Consider the following 19,150-nt stretch of genomic DNA (forward strand, 5'->3'; position numbering starts at 1 on the left):
GACCGCCGATAAAAAATCAAAAAAATTTACACACTTTACTTGACAAACCCGTTGCCGTACACTGCCCCGCGTATGTCGGGGCAGTGTATGTCCTCATTGGGTTTGATGACCTTTATTGGCAACCGTGAATAAATAGTAAATAAATTTTGTTACAGTCAATTGGAAATTTCAAATGTTGTGGATAACTTAGCGCTTCGGTAGTATTCATATTCATACTCTATTATATGACTTTTTCTTACTATCAAAACTGATTATTTTTTTTTACACATTTTGCAACAATAAGCTTGAATATTCCCCATATACCCTGATGTCAAGCGATGTTCATCTAAAATGATTATTCCAGATCTTTTTAAAGACTTAGCAGTTCGCCATAAGGGGACATGTATGCTTTCCGGTTTCCATATCAAGCCAACATATGGTTCTGTTATTATACTTCCTATTTCCATTTCTGCAGAACTCCTACACTGTGTCTACATAGACCGCACCTGTTTCAAGATAGTTTTTGATACTTTCCTTTCATTGTGTCATTGTCTCAGCAAATGTAGAGCTTCGGCATCGGCGGTTCATATGTATCATATGATGCAAGTTCATCCCCTGTTGATCTATGCAGTTTATTAAAAAAATGTCAAATATACACAAAATTTCTATAAAATCTTAAGGGTTACTGTTCACACGCTGCCGATAAAACAGCGTATGAGAGGGCAGGGTATGGTCCTCATAGGGATCCCTTGAAGCCCGCCGGTACTTATTGCTGTGTATTTTACAGCATTGGTATCGCTGCGCGCTTCACGGAGCGAGAGCGGGTCCCAATGAGGACCATACCCTGCCCTCTCATACGCGGGAATTTTTCGGTAACTGTGAACAGACAACTTTAACATTACATTTTACGGGCAATTCACCTAATAGCCCTTGACTTAGAGTGAACTTTATGAGTTATAATGTCATCAGACATTATACTGCGCTGGTTTTTGTCTGCGAAGTGGACAACTTCATTAAAAAATCATGCGTTCTTTTACGTCCCGCGGCATCATCCGCAACTGTTACCCCCTGTCATCCTTACCAACAGAAACGAGGAAATATATGCCCCCAAACATAGGAAACGCATCAGCGATTATAAATGAAGTGAAAAAGGCCGTAGTCGGGAAAGAGGATAAGATAGAGAAAATCCTGATGGCAATCCTTGCCTGTGGACATATCCTACTGGAAGATGTGCCGGGGGTGGGCAAGACCACGATGGCCCTCGCCTTTTCCAGGGCCATGGGCCTGTCTGCCAAGCGCCTGCAGTTTACGCCGGACGTGCTGCCCTCCGATGTGATCGGCTATTATATGTACCATAAGGAAACACAGAGTTTCCGGTATCATGAGGGCGCGGTAAACTGCAACGTTTTTCTGGCCGATGAGATCAACCGCACGTCTCCGAAGACCCAGTCCGCGCTGCTGGAAGCTATGGAAGAGCGCCAGATCTCCATTGAGGGAAGGACATTCCCGCTGCCGGATCCCTTCACTGTGCTGGCCACGCAGAATCCCATCGGTTCCATCGGCACGCAGCGGCTGCCCGAATCGCAGATGGACCGTTTTATGATCTGCCTGTCCATGGGATATCCGGATAAAGAGGCGGAGATCCGCATGATGCAGGAGCATGATTCTGCCAATCCTCTGGAGCAGATCGACCCGGTGGTGGATGCAAAGCGCCTGACCGCTATGCAGCAGGAGGTGAAGGCGGTTTATATCCACCGAAATATTTACGATTATATCGCTTCTCTGGCAGAAGCGACCAGAAAGGACAGTTCCATCGTGCTGGGCCTAAGCCCGAGGGGGTCTCTGGCGCTATGCAGGATGGCGAAGGCTGCGGCTTATATGAACGGCCGTGACTATGCGGTTCCGGAAGACGTGATTTCAGTTTTCTATGATGTTGCGGGACACCGGATGATTTTGGATCCCAAGGCGCAGCTTTCCGGAATTACACGGGAAACCGTGCTTAGAAATGCGCTTCGCGGCGTGAAAAAGCCGAAAGGAGACTGATATGTACGGATGTCTTCTTCTGCTTTTCGGCTATCTTGCCTGGATGTATCATTCAAAGGCCGCAGCTTTTCTGGCAATTGCAGGTGTCTTTTTGTATCTTCTCATGAAGATACTCCTGCTCATTCAGGAAAAACGGGTGGATGTGCGTTTGAGCACCGATCAGCCGGTGTTTACAAAAAACGAGGGCATACCGGTGGATATAGCAGTCAGAAATCAGGGAATTCTGCCGGTCTGCAGAGCGGTGATAAAAGAAAAGCATATGAAAAAGCAGCATTTTACAGAGATTGACAGAGGGAAAAGCATGACGCAGACGGTGAAGGTATGGCCAAAACGGTGCGGATACCTGGTGATAGAGCGTGTTAAGATGCGGCTGGAGGGTTTTGCAGGCATTGCCAAAACCACGCGGTATGTTCCGCAAAAGTTTCAGGTGCTGGTGCTGCCTGAGTACAGCATACATCCGGTGGTTTACGAAAAACCTCTGTTCACCTTCGATGACAACGGTATCACAGAAGATGAATCGGGGGCGGAAACGCCTGGAGAAATCTTGGGAGTGCGGGAATACCGTGCCGGCGACTCCGCAAAGAGGATACACTGGAAGGCGACTCTGCGTGCCGGAGATTACATGGTCAGGGATTATATGCGCCTGAAAGCTCCGAAAACGGCGGTGATCATCGATCTTAAGGCAGCGGATACAGGGCTCTCAAACTTGAGAGAACGCATTGGAGAGGATATGCTCTCCGCCGTATTTTCAATCATACACAGTCTGGAAGCCGCCGGCTGCCCGTTCTGGCTGATATGGTATGACGCTGATAGGCTCAACCTGTTCCGCCGGCAGATCGCTTCAGAAAAGGATCTGATCGGGCTGTATCCGCTGTTGGTTGACTTAATGCTGTATGGCAGCGGGCCGGATGCGGCCGATCTGTACCGCCGGGACTACAGCATGGATCAGGTGAAAACGCTGCTTAGCATCGACCATCATCTGAAATACAGAATGGACAGATATGAAGAAGAATTTAACCCAAAAACTGTTATATACTGTCATTAGAGCGGTGCTGACGGCACTTCTGCTCCAGCTGCTGTGCATGATGGCCGCACAGGCCTATCATATGGTGCTGCCTGCCTATCTGCCTTTCCTTTACGCGGCGATGGCTTGCGCTGTCAGTGCCGCGGGCTTTATGAAACCCAGGCACAGACTGCTCTTTAGAGCTGTGCTGTCCATACTGCTGGCGGCTGTGGCGCTGGGATGGCCTGCGGAGACTGTGGACGGACTTCATTACGTGGCAAATGGGTGGATAGAGTGCTATAATGATTATTTCAGCGCGTCTCTGCCCGGTTTTGTGCAGCATCGGCCAGGGCTGGGACTGCCTGCATCCGTACTGATCTGCGGCGCCAGTGTTCTGCTGTTTGGCTGGAGCGCTCTTTGCAGCGGCCGGACCGGCGGTATCACGGTTCTGTTTATAGCAGTGATCCTGGCAGAGATGCTGGTGGGTACCGCACCGTCGGATCCGCTTCTTCTGATGGGCGGGCTGTGCCTACTGCTTCTGATGTTTTTTCAAAATGGGCTGCGGCCGGAGGTGACCGGCAGGTCCGTTCTCTGGCTGGCCGGGCTGTCCGCTGCCGCGTGTATTCTTACCGTCTGTGTGTGGCCTCTTATCGGGCGCGGAAGGGAAGCCATGAACGGGGCCGCTTCTTATGTGGTGGAACGCCTTAACAGCTGGAACCGCAGCATGGTGGATCAGGGGCTGGTGCTGATCGACGGGAGCGGCGTTTCCTATGACGGCCGGCCCAGGATGCAGTATGGGCGTCTGGATACGGCAGAGCATTCGCAAGACTGGAACAGCGGCAGGGACGATTATGTCATGATGCATCTGACCGTCTGGGAGGCGCCGCCTCCCTCCATGTATATCGTTGGATTTCAGGCTGACCGATATGAAAAAGGGCGCTGGGAGCAGACCGTGGAGGACGCGGATCTGGAAAATGAGCGGCTGGCTGATTTCATGCGGGTGATAGAACAGCCGATGAACGCTTCGGAGGAACGTATGCGGATTGAAATGACGGATCCTGAGGATCCCCAATACCGTCCGTATGCGGGCTGGCCAGATGACGGCTGGATCTACTATCCCCGGTTCTATGAGATTATGCAGGATAAAGATCTGTGGAACCTGATAGAGATGAGCGGAGATACCGGGCTGCATAATCCGGGCCGGCCAGATTATCTGCAGATTCCCTCTGCACTGGATACGGACATATTACGGGGCTACGTGGGAGTTCCTGTTCGGGGTGAATCCGTATGGGATGCGGCGGTCAGAGTGCGCGCAGCGCTGCATGCGCACACCTCCTATGACCTGCATGCGGGAAAACCTGATGAAGGAGAAGATCCGGTCAGCTTTTTTTTAGAAGACAGCCACAGAGGCTTCTGCATGCACTATGCGGCTGCGGGTACCCTGATGCTGCGTTATCTGGGATATGAGAGCCGTTATGCGGAAGGCTATCTGGTCACGGAGGACGCCTTTCAGAAAAATGCGGATGGCAGCTATACGGCCGGAGTTACCGTCAATACCGCCCATGCATGGACTGAGATCTATTTTGACGGGATCGGCTGGATACCGTTTGAGATGACCCCTGGATATGGAGAAGCTGCATCCGCCGATGAGCCGGAAACAGAAGAGCCGGATATGCCCGCATCGGAGAGCACAGAGGAGAATACAGAGGAAAACACTGCCGTTGAGACAGAGACGCCGTCAGAGACGAAACCGCAGGGTGAGAGTCTTGCCGATCAGACACAGGGGGCGGAAGCCGTTTCTCCGGAATCCGAAGATACATTGGACGGGACAGACGCAGATGCAGTAAACCCAGAGGAGCCGGCTGTAAAAATGCTGAAAGCATTCTTGTGGGTGCCTGCTGCAATTGCCGTCACGGCAGTTCTGTTTTGGATGCAGTACAGGATACGGACGCGCCGGCTCAAGCATATCCTGTCGTCAGCTTCACCTGAAGACAGAATCAAGAAAAGCGAAGCCAGAATTGAAAAGCTGGAGAAGTGCTCAGGCATAGAAGTAAAGATCCCAGAGCGCCGTCTGCTGTATGAACTCTGGCAGGAGGCGGCTTTCAGCTGCCACAACATGACACCGGAGGATGCGGATAAAGCGTTTCAATACGCCGGGGCCTGTGGGAAGTTCGTGGAAACGCGCCAAAGCAAATGCGGACGGCTGATTACAAAGTATATCCGACTGCTGTAGATCCGTTCGCCTGCCGTCGGTGAACCTGCGGTTGGTGACAGAAATAAAGGAATAAGGAAGCACACTGAAGTGTGCGTAGGTCATCAACCTTTGGTTGGTGACAGGAAAAGGAGGAGTCTATGGAACAGAAAAAACTTGGCTTTGGAATGATGCGGCTGCCGTTGCTGGATCCGAATGATCCTGCCGGCGTGGATCTCATGCAGACCTGCCGGATGGTGGATACATTTTTGGAGAGAGGATTTTCTTATTTTGATACGGCGTATATGTATCATGGCGGTAAAAGCGAAAACGCGGTCTGCCAGGCGCTGGTTAAGCGGCATCCCAGGGACAGTTATCAGCTGGCGACGAAGCTTCCGGTCACGATGCTGAAGCAGGCGGAGGATATGGACCGCATATTTAATGATCAGCTTAAGAAATGCGGCGTTGAGTATTTTGACTACTATCTTCTGCACTGCATGAATGCCGCAAATTATGCCATCGCCACCAGACTGGACAGCTTCGGGTTTGCTATGCGGAAGAAAAAAGAAGGCAGAATCCATAGACTCGGGATCTCCTATCATGACAATGCACAGCTGCTAGACGAGGTGCTGGCTGCCCATCCGGAGGTGGAATTTGTCCAGCTTCAGCTCAATTACATAGACTGGGACAATGCCAATATCCAGTCCAGGCTCTGTTATGAAGTCTGTCAGAAATATAAGAAACCGGTCATTGTTATGGAGCCGGTGAAGGGCGGCACCCTGGCGGCGGTGCCGGAGGAGGCAAAGAAACTGATGGAGGAATATGCCCCGGGCATGTCTCCGGCCTCCTGGGCGATCCGTTTTGCCGCCAGCCAGAAAGATGTGTTTATGGTGCTTTCCGGCATGTCGGACTATGAGCAGCTTCTTGACAACACCGGATTTATGCAGGAGTTTCATCCGCTTTGTGAACAGGAGACGGAGATCATTCAAAGGGTGACCGATATCATTAATTCCAGCATCTCCATACCGTGTACTGGCTGCCGCTACTGTGTGGACGGATGTCCGCAGAACATTCCGCTTCCCCAGTATTTTGCGCTCTACAACCAGCTGAAGCAGTTTGGGGAGCAGTCCAACGCCAGGTTCTATTACGGAAATCTGTCCCGCAGATTCGGAAAAGCCTCTGACTGCATCGCCTGCGGCCAGTGTGAGAGCCACTGCCCCCAGCACTTGAAAATTATTGACTTTATGAAGGATACGGCGGAGATCTTTGATCAGCCGAAGAAAAATTGATAAACTGCGGATGATTGACAAAATATGGTTACTATTCACAGCTACCGATAAATTAGCGTATGACAGGACAGAGTATGGTCCTGTCATACGCGGGAAGTTTACAGCGGCTGTGAACAGTAACAAAATATGAGAGGGCTCCGGGAAGATGACTTGACATCTGTTTCGGAGCCCTCCCGCGCGTAAAGGCGATTATCATTTAATAGTACAGTATTTGTAAACATAGTAAACAACACTGTCATATAATAAAATAATTGATAATAAGTATGGGACGGCAAGTCTATGAATGACCCGAAACTGGAAAATTTATTGAATCTGGCACTTGATGCTACGGAAAGAGAACGGGAAAAATCACTGGACCTGAATGTGGGCTATCTGCCGGAAGAGCGGTCCTGGGAACTGATCGTGCGTTATGCCGGTGACCTGGATGAGGTGCGGGAGCTGTATCCCGATGTATCCATCAGGGAGCTGCTTAGGGGATTTGCCATCATGATCGTTCCGGAGTCACAGATCGACGCCCTGACGGATCTGCCCCAGATCATCTACGTGGAAAAACCAAAACGGCTGAACTTTGTGGTGAATATAGGGCGGTCCGTATCCTGCATCAATCCGGTGCAGACGGAAAGCACCCGTCTCACCGGCCGGGGTGTGCTGGTGGGCATTGTGGATTCCGGGATTGATTACTATCATCCGGATTTCAGAAATGAGGATGGCAGCAGCCGGATACTTTATCTGTGGGATCAGAGCAGCGATACGGTTTATACCGGAGAGGAGATTAATGCTGCGCTCAAGGCCGGCAGCCGCAGTCAGGCCCGCGAAAAGCTTCCTTTAGTAGACCACAGCGGGCACGGCACCGCGGTGGCCGCTATAGCGGCGGGCAACGGCAGGGAGAGTCAGGGCAGATACCGCGGTGTCGCTTATGAGAGTGATCTGATAGTGGTTAAACTTGGGACGGCCATGCCGGATTCCTTTCCAAGAACCACACAGCTGATGGAAGGCGTGGATTTCGTAATCCGCAGATCTCTGGAGCTGGATATGCCGGTAGCCATAAACTTAAGCTTTGGGATGAATTATGGAAGCCATACGGGAAGCAGCTTGCTGGAGAGTTATCTCAATGAAGTAGCGGATGTGGGCAGAAATGTAATCGTGGCGGGAACAGGCAATGAGGCGGCCTCTCCGATTCATACCTCCGGGGTTATCCCGCAGTCGGAATATCCGCAGCCGTTTGTGGATATACCCATCGCGGTCAGTGTATCTGAGACTGTTTTAAATCTGCAGCTGTGGAAAAACTATGTGGATAATATTGATGTGGAGCTGATCCACCCCTCCGGACGGATCGCCGGCCCGTTCCGGCAGGTTCAGGGGCCGCAGCGCTATGTCAGCGGAGGGACGGAGGTGCTGGTTTACTATGGAGAGCCCAGTCCCTACAGTCTGGATCAGGAGATTTATATCGACTTCATTCCGGTGGAAGATTATATCGATTCCGGCATCTGGACCCTGCGTCTGACGCCGAACCGGATTATACAGGGTAACTATGAGCTGTGGCTGCCCAGCGGAAATATACTAAACCGCGGGACCGGTTTCTTATATCCTACGCCGGATCTGACCCTGACCATTCCCTCCACTGCAGCAGGCGTGCTGTCTGTGGGCGCATATGACGCAAGATATCAGTCCTATGCGGATTTCTCGGGCAGAGGATTTGTCGGCATCAGCAATACGGTGAAGCCGGATCTGGTCGCACCCGGCGTGGGAGTTATGACCGCCTCTGCGGGAGGCGGGTATGCACCTGTGACCGGGACATCGTTTGCAGCTCCGTTTGTTACGGGGGCCGCAGCGCTCCTTATGGAATATGGAATCGTGCAGGGAAGTGACCCGTATCTGTACGGCGAAAAAGTGAAAGCGTATCTGCGGAGGGGGGCCAGGCAGCTGCCCGGCTTTGATACCTATCCGAATCCGCAGGTTGGATATGGGGCGCTGTGCGTGAGGGACAGTCTGCCATTTTAATTCAATACTGATACGATGGATTTCGGGAGGGAGATGATTGAAATATTCACCTGCTACTGTAATTTTGTGATATACTGAATTCATATATTTTGGATTTTACAATATAATGACTTTTGTTGGGAAAGAAAAACGGAGAAATAGATTGAGGTGATCAATGTGTTGAGTGATGGAGCTATGATCCTTATAATTTTGGCTGCCTTAATAGCGGTCCCCACCGTCACTGTTTTTACAGTGCTGGCAGTTAACCGATCGGTCAGGAACAGAAAGAATGCTGTATATACAGGGGAAACAAAGGGAACAGTATCAAAAATAGTAGATAAAGGTCTGGATTTTCCGTGGATTATCCATGTAAAATATTGTGTTGATGGCATAAATTATGAAATAAAAGAAACTGCAAAATTAAAAAGCAGCCCGGTTAAGGCCTTCGGTATACCAATCGGCCAAAAGAAAACCTTTGTACTTGGCTCGGTACAGACGGGGGATACTGTAACGGTTCGTTACGATAAAAACAATCCACAAAAAGCGGTTATATACGGAAATGACGGGATTATGACGGGATGAGTGGATCTAACCGTACGGATAATAGAATAGGATGGAGGTCTTTATGAATCAGGATCCGTTTAAAGAATATATAAGACAAGCAGAACCCGACAAAAAAGACAAAGGGTATGCCTGGCATACAGCAATAGGGCTGCAGGATGTCGATGGCCTGACTCCTTCAAAGTATTTGATAGACACAGCAATTCAAAATATTGAAGGTGAGATCACTTTGGATGAAGCGCAAAAGCTGTTGGATTCCTATTATGCGGAAAATCCAAGTGCTGATTTAGATGACCGGACAGAGGAGGCGGATAAGGTTTCTGTCCGAATAGCTAGGATTCTCTCTGAAAAGGCATTTAGTTTTACGCCAAATGAGTATATATCTATTCACAAAAGACTATTTACAGGTATTTATCCTCATGCCGGAAAAATACGGGATTATAATATTACGAAAAAAGAATGGGTTCTTGATGGAGAAACTGTGCTTTACGGAAGTGCTGCCGAACTTCGTGAAACATTAAACTATGATTTTTTTCAGGAAAGGAATTACAGTTATAAAGGTTTGTCAATAGACGAAGTTATCCATCATCTGGCTTTGTTTGTTTCGCGTTTATGGCAGATTCATATTTTTAGCGAGGGAAATACCAGGACAACGGCAGTATTTTTCATAAAGTATCTTAGGACGCTGGGCTTTGATGCAACGAATGATATATTTGCAGAACATGCATGGTACTTTAGAAATGCACTGGTCCGTGCAAATTATAATGACTTAAAAAATGGTATTTATGAAACAACAGAATTTTTAGAGCTTTTTCTTAGGAATTTGCTTTTGGGTGAAGAAAACGAACTCCGTAATAGAGCGTTGCATTTGCGCAGAGCATTTCAGAACTATAAGAAACCGAACATTGGAACGGAAAAACCGAATATTGATTCCGAAAGACTGTATGTCGAAGATGTGAAAACCGTATATACAGGCAGTAGAAGAGAATTTACAAAAAAAACCGTTTTCCATATAAAAAAGATGTATGCTGCTTTTGGGGTGAAAAGTATATTTGGAAGATCTGATGCAGAGGCAGTCTTAGGGCTTAAGGCCACAAGTACGTCAGAATTACTGAAAAAATTGCTCGAAGCTAAAATAATTAAACCTGTGTCCGGATATGGAAAGGGAAAATACCGATTTTCAGAAATAGAAGTTTTGGAGGTGCTTTGTGAAAAACAATAAAGTATACGCAATGAAATTTTCCAGGGTTTATCCTCTGCTTGTTCAGAAGGCAGAGCGTAAGGACCGCACGAAACAGGAAGTGGATGAAATCATCTTCTGGCTTACAGGATATGATGAGAAGGGGTTGATGCAACAGCTTCAGGATGAGGTTGATTATAAAACCTTTTTTGAACAAGCTCCTTGTATTAATCCGAACTGTGAAAAAATCAAAGGAACGGTATGCGGCGTCCGCGTTGAAGACATTGAAGATCCGCTTATGAAACAGATCAGATATCTGGACAAGCTGATTGATGAGCTGGCTAAGGGGAAGGCGATGGAAAAGATCTTAAGAATATGATGTATATACTGTTATCAAAGAGTTGGAGAGTGTATGAATGATTTATCTAAGAACATTTCAGCTGTCACAGGAGACAGTGCGGGATCCGTATATATACCCCTACAATGTTTTCGCCCATAAGGAGTGCGGCTGTTTTCTGTTTGATCGGATCACCATCCTGTACGGAAACAACGCTTCCGGCAAATCCACCATGCTCAACCTGATCGCCCATGTGTTGAATATGGAGGGCAGAGAAGCGGCCACCCACAATCCCAGAAATCCGTATTTCATCCAGTTTGCAGGGGAATGTTCCTATGGGCTGGGAGAGGATGAGGAAGGCAGCCCGGTAAGGAAGATCCCCGCGGACAGCCGCTATATAAAAAGCGAGGATATTATGTATGAGGTCAAGAAGATCCAGCAGGAGGCTGTGCTTAAGGAAGGTTATCTGTACGAACATGCCCGCAGAGGATATACCAGAGAGCAACTGGAGGAACTGAAGCACTCCGGCAAGATGGCGAAACAGATCGAGATCCTGCAGTTTGCCCAGGAAAAGTACTCCAACGGAGAAACCGCCCTGCAGATCCTTGATGACTGTCTGCATCCCGATGCGTTGTACCTGCTGGATGAGCCGGAGGTGTCCCTGTCCCCCCAGAATCAGGTGCTGCTGGCGGACAAGTTAAACCGCGCAGCCCGCTTCCTGGATAATCAATTCATCATCGCAACACATTCCCCATTCCTTTTAGGAACCCTGTCGGCCAAAATCTACAATCTGGACTCACCGGATATGGAGACCTGCAGGTGGAATGAGCTCGATAACGTCCGCTATTTTTTCCTTTTTTTTGAAAATCACAGAGAGGAATTCCTGTAGATTCCCCTCCTTTACTTATCCTGAATGCCGGTGTAAAATATAGTTAATTTCAATGTAAAGTGCCGGCCAGTTGTGTTATACCTGTGTATGAGGCATGGAGGGGAGAGGAAAATATGGGTAAAAAAATTTTAAAGGGCGTGGGAATCCTTGCTGCCGTACTGCTGCTTGTTGTGGTGGGATATGTGGTATATGTCTTTGCCAGCTACAGCCGCATTGAGGACCATCAGGTGCTGGAACCGGAAAATAATAAGGAAACGTTGGTGAGTGCGGAAACAGAATATACGATCACCACATTTAATATCGGTTTCGGCGCTTATTCCAGCGATTACAGCTTCTTTATGGACGGCGGCACGGAGTCAAGAGCATTTAGCAGGGACGCGGTTATTGACAATACGGACGGTACGGCAAAAGTGATCGCGGACATAGATCCGGATTTTGCTTTTTTCCAGGAGGTGGATCTTGATTCCACCAGAAGCTACCATGTGGATCAGTATGAGATGCTGAAACAGTGGTTTCCGGATATGGCCTCTGACTTTGGCTTAAACTATGATTCCGCGTATCTGTTCTACCCGATACTGGAGCCCCACGGCAAATCCGTGGCGGGACTGGCCACATTTTCCGATTATAAGATCGAAAGCGCTGAGCGCAGAAGCCTTCCCATCGATACAAGCCCCATGAAATTTGTGGATCTGGACCGCTGTTACGTGGTATCCCGTCTGCCGGTGGACAACGGAAAATACCTTTGCCTGTACAATATGCATCTGTCCGCTTATACCAAGGACGGCTCAATCCGCGAAGAGCAGATCGACATGCTGTCGGAGGATATGAGCCGGGAGTATCAGGCGGGAAATTATGTGGTCTGCGCAGGGGATTTCAACCAGGATCTCTATGGGAATTCCCAGGATATCTTTCACTCAAAGCAGGAAACGCCGGGCTGGGCGGAGGCATTTCCTAGGGAGAGGCTGGCTGAGGGGCTGCAGCTGAAACTGCCCGAGATTGACGGCAGTCTGGTACCCACCTGCCGAAATGCCGATAAGCCCTATGTGAAGGGGGATAATTTTGTGACGGTGCTGGACGGATTTATCCTCTCGGATAATGTGGAGTGCATATCCGTGGAGAATATAGACGCCGGCTTTGAACACTCCGACCATAATCCGGTAAAGCTTCAGTTCCGCCTGAAAAAATAAAAACAGGAACATGCCATAAATTCGCTGCTTGTCCACTCATTCGGTCCTCCGGCAGAATGCCGGGGGACCGAATGCTGTCTGCATAGTGCTGCAATGTGCTGTAAAGTCTGCTCAAAACATCAAGCATGCTTCCGATACAGTATGCTATGATCTAATCACAATCATGATTGCCATATACGAATGATATCTGCAGTTTATTATGAGATTTGCCGGTGAAAGGGAGTGAGTCTGTCCATGAAAAATTTTGCGGTGCTGACGGAGGCGATTTATTATATAGAAGAGCATTTATGCGATCCGCTGACCCGCGAGGAGGCTGCGACATACTGCCATGTGTCCCTGTCCACGCTGGAAAAGCTGTTCCGTTACGCGCTTCATTTAAGCATCAAGGAATATATCTCCAAAAGGCGCATGACAAAGGCTGCGGGGGAGCTGGTACAGGGCGGCGCTTCCGTTACGGATCTGGCGATGAAATATCAGTATAATTCGGTAGAGGTATTTTCAAGAGCATTTAAACGGGTATGGAATGTACGGCCTTCCGAATTCAGCGGCCAATGGAATTTTACCGGCATTTTTCCAAAGATTAATTACGAATACAGGGAAGGTGAAGATTTGGAAATGGCGCGGAAAAAAGTAGATATGAGCGAAGCATACGATTATCTGAAGGAGAGGAGAGGAACCTGCGTCCTGTGTTTTGATATCCGAAATCTGCTCGGTATTAATGCACAGTCCGTGAAGGCCGGCGACATGGTTATCCTGGAAACGGCATCCCGTCTTGACCGGGCTGCCGGCGAAGATATGTTGGTCATGCGGATCGGCGGGGATGAATTTGCTCTGATTACGGGGATGGAAGACGAGGCGGAGGCACAGGAGCTTGCAGAACGGATATTGGAACAGAACGGGACTCCTGTTGTATATGAGGGAAAAGAATATCCGCTGTTTTTGTGGTGCGGTTTCACCAGGATTCCTAACTCCCTGCGTTACAGCGACTTTTTCTTGGATCTGCATGAAGCAATCGGACAAAGTAAAGGTGACAAAGGGTGACGGACTGAAAAACAGGTTGATTCCTTGTATAAATCCTGCTAAGATAGATATCAAATCTTTTATACAGGGAGGATAACAGGCGGGACATGAGATACATACTTTTTGAATTGGGGCCTTTGAAGGTATACAGTTATGGATTTATGATCGCTCTGGGCATCATCGCTGCTTTTGCGGTGGCTGATAAAAGGGCGGCTAAATACGGACTTAGCGGCGACACATTGTTTTCCATGGGGCTTTGGTGCCTGGTGGGGGGACTGGCAGGGGCTAAGCTTTTGTATGTGCTGGTGGAAATCAAGGCGATTATGGAGAATCCGCAGAATATACTGAAGGAACTGACGGAAGGATTTGTGGTGTACGGGGGAATCATTGGAGGCATACTGACGGGTTATATTTACAGCAGGGTCAAAAAGGTCAGCTTCATCAAATACTTTGATCTGATCATGCCGTCCATCGCATTGGCGCAGGCGTTCGGACGCATCGGCTGTTTCCTGTCCGGCTGCTGTTATGGCTGTGAAACCTCTTCCTGGTGCGGAGTGGTATTCAATAATTCCCCCTTTGCGCCCATCGGTGTCCGGGTGATCCCCACACAGCTGATTTCCAGCGCAGCGAATTTCCTGCATTTCTTCGTTTTGATCTGGTTTGCAAAGAGAGCCAAATCAGACGGACAGGTGGGCGGCCTCTACCTGATCTTTTACAGCATCGGCAGGTTCCTGATTGAGATTCTGCGCAACGATCCCAGGGGCGAGATCGGGTTTCTCTCCACTTCACAGTTCATTTCCATTTTCACTTTGATACTGGGGATCGCTTTATTTGTCATCGCGACGAAGAAGTGGAAGAAGATGCCGGAGCCTGAAACTGCGGGCGCGGCCGGGCGGGATGTGCCGCCGGCAGCTACCAGCGCAGTGCGGTATGAGAATATGGCGGAGCAGGAAGCGGATGTAAGGACCGAAGAGCCGTCTAAGCAGGAAGCGGATGCAAGGACCGAAGAGCCGCCTAAGCAGGAAGCGGATACACAGTCAGAAGAGCTGGCAGAGAATGAGGCGGATGTACAGACTGAAGAGACCAAAGAGTAACTGATTCGGAATTCTACAGCAATATTGCAAATAGCAGATATAAAGTGGGTGCCCGCAGGCAGCCGGATGATCCGACTGCCTGCGGGTTTCTTTTTATTCAATAGTGCGCACCCTATTGAATAAAAAACGCTCCGCTTAGGATCATACTGCGGCGGGAAGGTATACTGTCGCTAAAACGACCCGCCGCAGGCGGAGAATCCCGCGAGCGGGATTCTTATTTCAGTTCCGGCCAGACGGTCAGAAGCATTGTGATAAAGCAGGCGGCGCCGCCGATGAAGTTGGAGATGGGTTCTGCCAGAAACACGCCCGTAGTGTTAAGCCCCAAAATCCGCGGCAGAAGCAGTGTCAGAGGTATGACGATAAACGCCTTGCGCAGCAGGGAAAAAAATACGGCGTATTTTGATTTTCCCAGAGCCACAAAGACGGATTGGCCCGCAAACTGCAGTGACATCATGAAAAATCCAAAGAAATAGATATGTATGGAGGGGATGGCCGCCATCACCAGATCCGCGTCATTGTTGAAGATCCGTATAAAAAATTCCGGAAACAGGTACAAAAGCAGCCAGGCAACGGTGGTATAGATGATGCAGGTGGCCGATGTGAACTTGATCGCGGTCCGCACCCTTCCGTACTCTTTCGCACCGTAGTTAAATCCCATGACGGGCTGGGCGCTGTTGGTCAGGCCGTTTACCGGCATGGAGATGACCTCGCGGATGGAGTTTATGACTGTCATGACGCCTACATACAGATCGCCTCCATAAAACTGCAGGCTGGCGTTGCACATGATCTGCACGCCGCTGTTGGTGATGGCCATGGTGAAGCCGGACAGGCCGAGCCCGATGATTTCTCTCACCCTGCGTGCTTTCAGCCTGAAACAGGCAGGTTTTAGCTTAAGGATCGTTTTTTTGCCGCATAGGAATGCGACAATCCAGGCGGCGGAGAGAAACTGAGAGATCACTGTGGCGATGGCCGCGCCCTGTATGCCCATTTTAAGAACAAAGATAAAAATGGGGTCCAGCACGATGTTGGCCGCAGCTCCGAGACAGACCGTCATCATTCCCACCCTGCCGAATCCCTGGGAATTGATAAAGCTGTTCATGCCCAGTCCCAGCATGACGAAGACGCTGCCGCACAGATAGATAGTGATATATTCATCGGCGAAGGGAAAGGTGGAGTCGCTGGCGCCGAAGAGATAGAGCAGGGGCTTTTTAAACAGCAGGCCCAGGGCGGTTAGCACGATGCCGGTGCCAAGCATCAGGGCGAAGGAGTTGCCCATGATATGTTCCGCCTCATTTAAATCTCCCCGGCCTCTGGCGATGGAGCAGAGCGGCGCCCCGCCCATGCCGAACAGATTGGCAAATGCGATGACAATCGTGATCATAGGAAGGCAGAGGCCAAGGCCGGTCAGAGAGAGGGTGGCATTGTCAGGGATTCGTCCGATATAAATCCGGTCTACGATGTTGTAGAGCACGTTGACCAGCTGAGCCAGTGTCATGGGAAGGGCCAGATTCAGGATATTTTTAATCACGCTGCCCCTGGAAAAATCATTTTTCATTTCAGTAATACGCCTCCGGATTGCGGCGGATGTGGTTATTCTGCGCTTTCAGGCTCTTTCACACCGCTGTCTTTCTTTTTTAAACGCTTCCGGATATCCTCCCGGAAAAGAGTGTATAAGATGGACGCGATCGGAACGCTGACCAGCATGCCCGGAATCCCAAGCAGCCCGCCTCCGATGGTAACCGCGGCCAGAACCCACATGGCAGGAAGCCCTACAGAAGAGCCCACCACGCGGGGATAAATCAGGTTTCCTTCGATCTGCTGAAGGATCAGAAGAAAGATAACAAATATGACCGCTTTGACGGGGGATACCACCAGGATCATGAATGCGCCCACAAAGGTTCCGATAAAGGCGCCCAGTATGGGGATGAGAGCGGTAGCTCCTACCAGCGCGCCGACCATGGCGGCATAGGGCAGACGCAGAATGGTCATGCCGAGCGCGCATAGTGAACCCAGGATCACGGCCTCCGTACACTGCCCCACAATAAAGTTCGAACAGATCCGGTTGGATATACCTGCGATATAGTAGATCCTGTCCTGAACTTTACCGGGCAGATACGCTCCGATGATGTGGCGGATCTGCTTTTGCAGCGTTTCCTTGCCAAAGAGCAGGTAGATTGCAAATACCAGAGCGACGACAAAATTAAAGACCAGATTGGAGGTAGTGGAGATGATGGCGATGGTGGAGCCGAACAGGCCGGAGGTACCGGCGGTCAGCATGTTCACCGCTTCCGAACCGATCTTTGCCCAGTCGATGTCCATACTTCCCAGCTTCTCATTCAGGAAAGGCACCAGGTCCTGATTTTCATTGATCCACTTGCCCGCCTGATCCGCGAAGGCCACGATGGCATTGCCGAGAGTGACCATGGTGTTGCCAAGCTCCGGAATGACCAGATAGAGCACAAAGGCCAGAGCGGTTATGATAAACAGGAGGGATAAGATCAGACTGATGGGACGTTTGAGTTTGCTCATCACCTTGCTTTTATTGCGTCCCAAAAGCCGTTCAATGGCCGACATTGGCAGGTTTAAGACGAAGGCCATAAAAAATCCAACGATGAAAGGCAGAAACAGGCCGATGATCATTTGAAGAAATCCGATGACCGAGCTTAGATTCTGAAGGCCGCAATAGAGCAGGATCAGGATCGCGCCGGCGATTACAAGGTTTTTGTAACTGAATTTGTGAGTATCCATAGCACCCTCATTTCTTAGTTTATTCCCGCAAAGCGGCGAGTCAGGCGGACATGCCTGCACGGATGTTTGGCGGCTGCCGCGTTTATTTCAGAAGCCAGTCCAGAACATTGATCTGCTTGATGCCGTTGTGGGAGGTCAGCGGGGTAAAGTCCATTGTCAAAAGGTATTTGGGATTGTGGTCGCCGATAGCCTCAAGCGGCGCAAGCTCCCGCTTCAGTGTACCGCCGTCGGCATCCATTACCGTGTAAGCCACCTGATAGTATTCTTCCCCTTCCTCGCCTATGGCGATAAAATCTACCTCGGCAGCCCCTACCTTGCCTACGTAGACCTCGTACCCACGGCGCAGAAGTTCCAGATACACGATGTTTTCTAAAATATGCCCCTGATCGGCTTTTTGGGTACCAAGTACATTGTAGCGCAGGCCAATGTCAGCGGCGTAGTACTTATCTCCGGTTTTCAGATACTGCTTGCCCTTGATATCATACCGGCCTGCCCGGTAAAAGATAAAGCTGTCGGTGAGCGCCGTCAGGTAGCTCTCCACGGTATGCACACTGATTTTACGGCCTGCCGATGTCATGGTGTCGGCAATTTTTTTGGTGGAACACAAATTGCCGATGTTGCTGAACAGGAAGCGAACTACACTGCGCAGCATATCCACATCCTGAAAACGCTTTCGGGCCACAATATCCTTCAAAACAATGGAGTCATAGATGCCCTCCAGATATTGCCGGATATCCTTTGGCCGGGAGAGTTCCAGTGTATAAGGAAAAGAGCTGTTCAGAAGATACTGCTGGTACAGCCGGTCTTTGTTGCTGTCCTGCGGGAATGCGGAAACATACTCTTTGAATGAGAGGGGAAGCATCTTGATTTCTATATAACGCCCGGACAGTAAGGTGGCCAGCTCGCCTGAAAGCAGGTAGGCGTTGGAGCCCGTTATATAAACATCACAGTTTTTTTTGATAAACAGACCGTCCACTGTTTTTTGAAAATTTTCGACCCGCTGTACCTCGTCGAGAAAAATGTAATTCATCCTATCCGGCAGCAGCCGGGTGCGTACCAGATCATACAGGGCCTTGCTCTCTTCGATATCCCCGTAGTCACCGTCCTCGAGGTTAAACGCTATGATCTGCTCCGGCTCTACACCGTTTTGCAGAAGATATGTCTGATAAAGTTCAAACAAAGTGGACTTGCCACAGCGACGGATGCCCGTCACTACCTTGATAACCTGCTTATCCCGCAGATGAATCAGGCTGTCCAGATATTCGTTTCGTGGTATCATTTTGCCGCCTCCTATGTCACCAACCGCAGGTTGATGACCTACGCACACTTCAGTGTGCTTCCTTTCCTATGTCACCAACCGTAGGTTGATAACCTACGCACACTTTTGTGTGCTTCTTCTTTATTTCCATTGTACAAAAATAGCATGGAGAAGTCAATACTTTGCATTACTTTGCAAAAACATGGTATATCAATAATGTTTTTGCAATGATAGTATATTCGCAATTTACAGTGGTTATACAAATCAAAATGTTACTAATCACGGTTGCTGATAAAGCAGCATATGACAGACCATATTCTGGTCTGTCATACGCGGGAAGTTTACGGCAGCTGTGAAGAGTAACGAAATGCCTATATACAGATGTACGTAA

Annotated in this window: 16 protein-coding genes; 12 read left to right on the forward strand and 4 right to left on the reverse strand. The window is 49.4% G+C overall.

Annotation, left to right across the window (positions count from 1 at the left end; all coding sequences use genetic code 11):
- Nucleotides 1-251: 251 nt before the first annotated feature.
- Complete coding sequence (locus tag DWZ56_RS23820; RefSeq protein WP_442911448.1) at nucleotides 252-446, reverse strand: hypothetical protein; 195 nt, start codon at nucleotides 444-446, stop codon at nucleotides 252-254.
- 634 nt (nucleotides 447-1,080) lie between these two features.
- Between DWZ56_RS23820 and DWZ56_RS14320 the strand changes: the two genes are divergently transcribed.
- The 12 genes from DWZ56_RS14320 to DWZ56_RS14375 all read left to right on the forward strand — a co-directional run bounded on the left by DWZ56_RS14320 (nucleotide 1,081) and on the right by DWZ56_RS14375 (nucleotide 14,753).
- Nucleotides 1,081-2,022, forward strand: coding sequence for an AAA family ATPase (locus DWZ56_RS14320; protein WP_118557323.1), 942 nt, complete (start codon nucleotides 1,081-1,083; stop codon nucleotides 2,020-2,022).
- 1 nt (nucleotide 2,023) lies between these two features.
- Nucleotides 2,024-3,067: a DUF58 domain-containing protein gene (locus tag DWZ56_RS14325; protein ID WP_118557324.1), complete on the forward strand. Its 1,044-nt coding sequence runs from the start codon at nucleotides 2,024-2,026 to the stop codon at nucleotides 3,065-3,067.
- Nucleotides 3,024-5,258, forward strand: coding sequence for a transglutaminase-like domain-containing protein (locus DWZ56_RS14330; RefSeq protein WP_118557325.1), 2,235 nt, complete (start codon nucleotides 3,024-3,026; stop codon nucleotides 5,256-5,258). The genes DWZ56_RS14325 and DWZ56_RS14330 overlap by 44 nt, the downstream gene beginning before the upstream one ends.
- A gap of 119 nt (nucleotides 5,259-5,377) precedes the next feature.
- The gene (locus tag DWZ56_RS14335; protein WP_118557326.1) at nucleotides 5,378-6,505 is read left to right on the forward strand and encodes an aldo/keto reductase; all 1,128 of its coding nucleotides are present in this window, start codon (nucleotides 5,378-5,380) and stop codon (nucleotides 6,503-6,505) included.
- Nucleotides 6,506-6,784: 279 nt separating this feature from the next.
- Nucleotides 6,785-8,506, forward strand: a complete 1,722-nt coding sequence (locus tag DWZ56_RS14340) for a S8 family peptidase (protein WP_118557327.1) — start codon at nucleotides 6,785-6,787, stop codon at nucleotides 8,504-8,506.
- Between the two features lie 159 nt (nucleotides 8,507-8,665).
- The gene (locus tag DWZ56_RS14345; RefSeq protein ID WP_147369428.1) at nucleotides 8,666-9,067 is read left to right on the forward strand and encodes a DUF3592 domain-containing protein; all 402 of its coding nucleotides are present in this window, start codon (nucleotides 8,666-8,668) and stop codon (nucleotides 9,065-9,067) included.
- A 43-nt stretch (nucleotides 9,068-9,110) separates the two neighbouring features.
- Nucleotides 9,111-10,268 (forward strand): Fic family protein, encoded by a 1,158-nt coding sequence (locus DWZ56_RS14350; protein ID WP_118557329.1) that lies wholly within the window; start codon nucleotides 9,111-9,113, stop codon nucleotides 10,266-10,268.
- Nucleotides 10,255-10,605 (forward strand): DUF2200 domain-containing protein, encoded by a 351-nt coding sequence (locus DWZ56_RS14355; protein ID WP_118557330.1) that lies wholly within the window; start codon nucleotides 10,255-10,257, stop codon nucleotides 10,603-10,605. The genes DWZ56_RS14350 and DWZ56_RS14355 overlap by 14 nt, the downstream gene beginning before the upstream one ends.
- Before the next feature lie 37 nt (nucleotides 10,606-10,642).
- Nucleotides 10,643-11,452 (forward strand): AAA family ATPase, encoded by an 810-nt coding sequence (locus DWZ56_RS14360; protein WP_118557331.1) that lies wholly within the window; start codon nucleotides 10,643-10,645, stop codon nucleotides 11,450-11,452.
- 113 nt (nucleotides 11,453-11,565) lie between these two features.
- The gene (locus DWZ56_RS14365; RefSeq protein ID WP_118557332.1) at nucleotides 11,566-12,639 is read left to right on the forward strand and encodes an endonuclease/exonuclease/phosphatase family protein; all 1,074 of its coding nucleotides are present in this window, start codon (nucleotides 11,566-11,568) and stop codon (nucleotides 12,637-12,639) included.
- Nucleotides 12,640-12,873: 234 nt separating this feature from the next.
- On the forward strand, nucleotides 12,874-13,680 hold the full coding sequence (locus DWZ56_RS14370) for a helix-turn-helix domain-containing protein (RefSeq protein ID WP_118557333.1): 807 nt from the start codon (nucleotides 12,874-12,876) through the stop codon (nucleotides 13,678-13,680).
- An 86-nt stretch (nucleotides 13,681-13,766) separates the two neighbouring features.
- Nucleotides 13,767-14,753, forward strand: a complete 987-nt coding sequence (locus DWZ56_RS14375) for a prolipoprotein diacylglyceryl transferase (protein ID WP_118557334.1) — start codon at nucleotides 13,767-13,769, stop codon at nucleotides 14,751-14,753.
- 214 nt (nucleotides 14,754-14,967) lie between these two features.
- On the opposite strand, the gene DWZ56_RS14380 is transcribed toward DWZ56_RS14375, so the two are convergent.
- The 3 genes from DWZ56_RS14380 to DWZ56_RS14390 form a co-directional block, all read right to left on the reverse strand.
- Nucleotides 14,968-16,308, reverse strand: a complete 1,341-nt coding sequence (locus DWZ56_RS14380) for an MATE family efflux transporter (RefSeq protein ID WP_118557335.1) — start codon at nucleotides 16,306-16,308, stop codon at nucleotides 14,968-14,970.
- Nucleotides 16,309-16,343: 35 nt separating this feature from the next.
- Nucleotides 16,344-17,501: an AI-2E family transporter gene (locus DWZ56_RS14385; protein ID WP_118557336.1), complete on the reverse strand. Its 1,158-nt coding sequence runs from the start codon at nucleotides 17,499-17,501 to the stop codon at nucleotides 16,344-16,346.
- Between the two features lie 82 nt (nucleotides 17,502-17,583).
- On the reverse strand, nucleotides 17,584-18,780 hold the full coding sequence (locus tag DWZ56_RS14390) for an ATP-binding protein (protein ID WP_118557337.1): 1,197 nt from the start codon (nucleotides 18,778-18,780) through the stop codon (nucleotides 17,584-17,586).
- Nucleotides 18,781-19,150: the final 370 nt, after the last annotated feature.

It is taken from the genome of Lachnotalea sp. AF33-28, from assembly GCF_003477885.1.
Lineage (GTDB): Bacteria > Bacillota > Clostridia > Lachnospirales > Lachnospiraceae > AF33-28.

Coding starts and splice junctions, on each gene's coding strand:
- DWZ56_RS14375 (WP_118557334.1), top strand. CDS start 13,767: ATGAGATACATACTTTTTGAATTGGGGCCTTTGAAGGTATACAGTTAT.
- DWZ56_RS14350 (WP_118557329.1), top strand. CDS start 9,111: ATGAATCAGGATCCGTTTAAAGAATATATAAGACAAGCAGAACCCGAC.
- DWZ56_RS14335 (WP_118557326.1), top strand. CDS start 5,378: ATGGAACAGAAAAAACTTGGCTTTGGAATGATGCGGCTGCCGTTGCTG.
- DWZ56_RS14360 (WP_118557331.1), top strand. CDS start 10,643: ATGATTTATCTAAGAACATTTCAGCTGTCACAGGAGACAGTGCGGGAT.
- DWZ56_RS14380 (WP_118557335.1), bottom strand. CDS start 16,308: ATGAAAAATGATTTTTCCAGGGGCAGCGTGATTAAAAATATCCTGAAT.
- DWZ56_RS14390 (WP_118557337.1), bottom strand. CDS start 18,780: ATGATACCACGAAACGAATATCTGGACAGCCTGATTCATCTGCGGGAT.
- DWZ56_RS14320 (WP_118557323.1), top strand. CDS start 1,081: ATGCCCCCAAACATAGGAAACGCATCAGCGATTATAAATGAAGTGAAA.
- DWZ56_RS23820 (WP_442911448.1), bottom strand. CDS start 446: ATGGAAATAGGAAGTATAATAACAGAACCATATGTTGGCTTGATATGG.
- DWZ56_RS14370 (WP_118557333.1), top strand. CDS start 12,874: ATGAAAAATTTTGCGGTGCTGACGGAGGCGATTTATTATATAGAAGAG.
- DWZ56_RS14365 (WP_118557332.1), top strand. CDS start 11,566: ATGGGTAAAAAAATTTTAAAGGGCGTGGGAATCCTTGCTGCCGTACTG.
- DWZ56_RS14325 (WP_118557324.1), top strand. CDS start 2,024: ATGTACGGATGTCTTCTTCTGCTTTTCGGCTATCTTGCCTGGATGTAT.
- DWZ56_RS14340 (WP_118557327.1), top strand. CDS start 6,785: ATGAATGACCCGAAACTGGAAAATTTATTGAATCTGGCACTTGATGCT.
- DWZ56_RS14330 (WP_118557325.1), top strand. CDS start 3,024: ATGAAGAAGAATTTAACCCAAAAACTGTTATATACTGTCATTAGAGCG.
- DWZ56_RS14385 (WP_118557336.1), bottom strand. CDS start 17,501: ATGGATACTCACAAATTCAGTTACAAAAACCTTGTAATCGCCGGCGCG.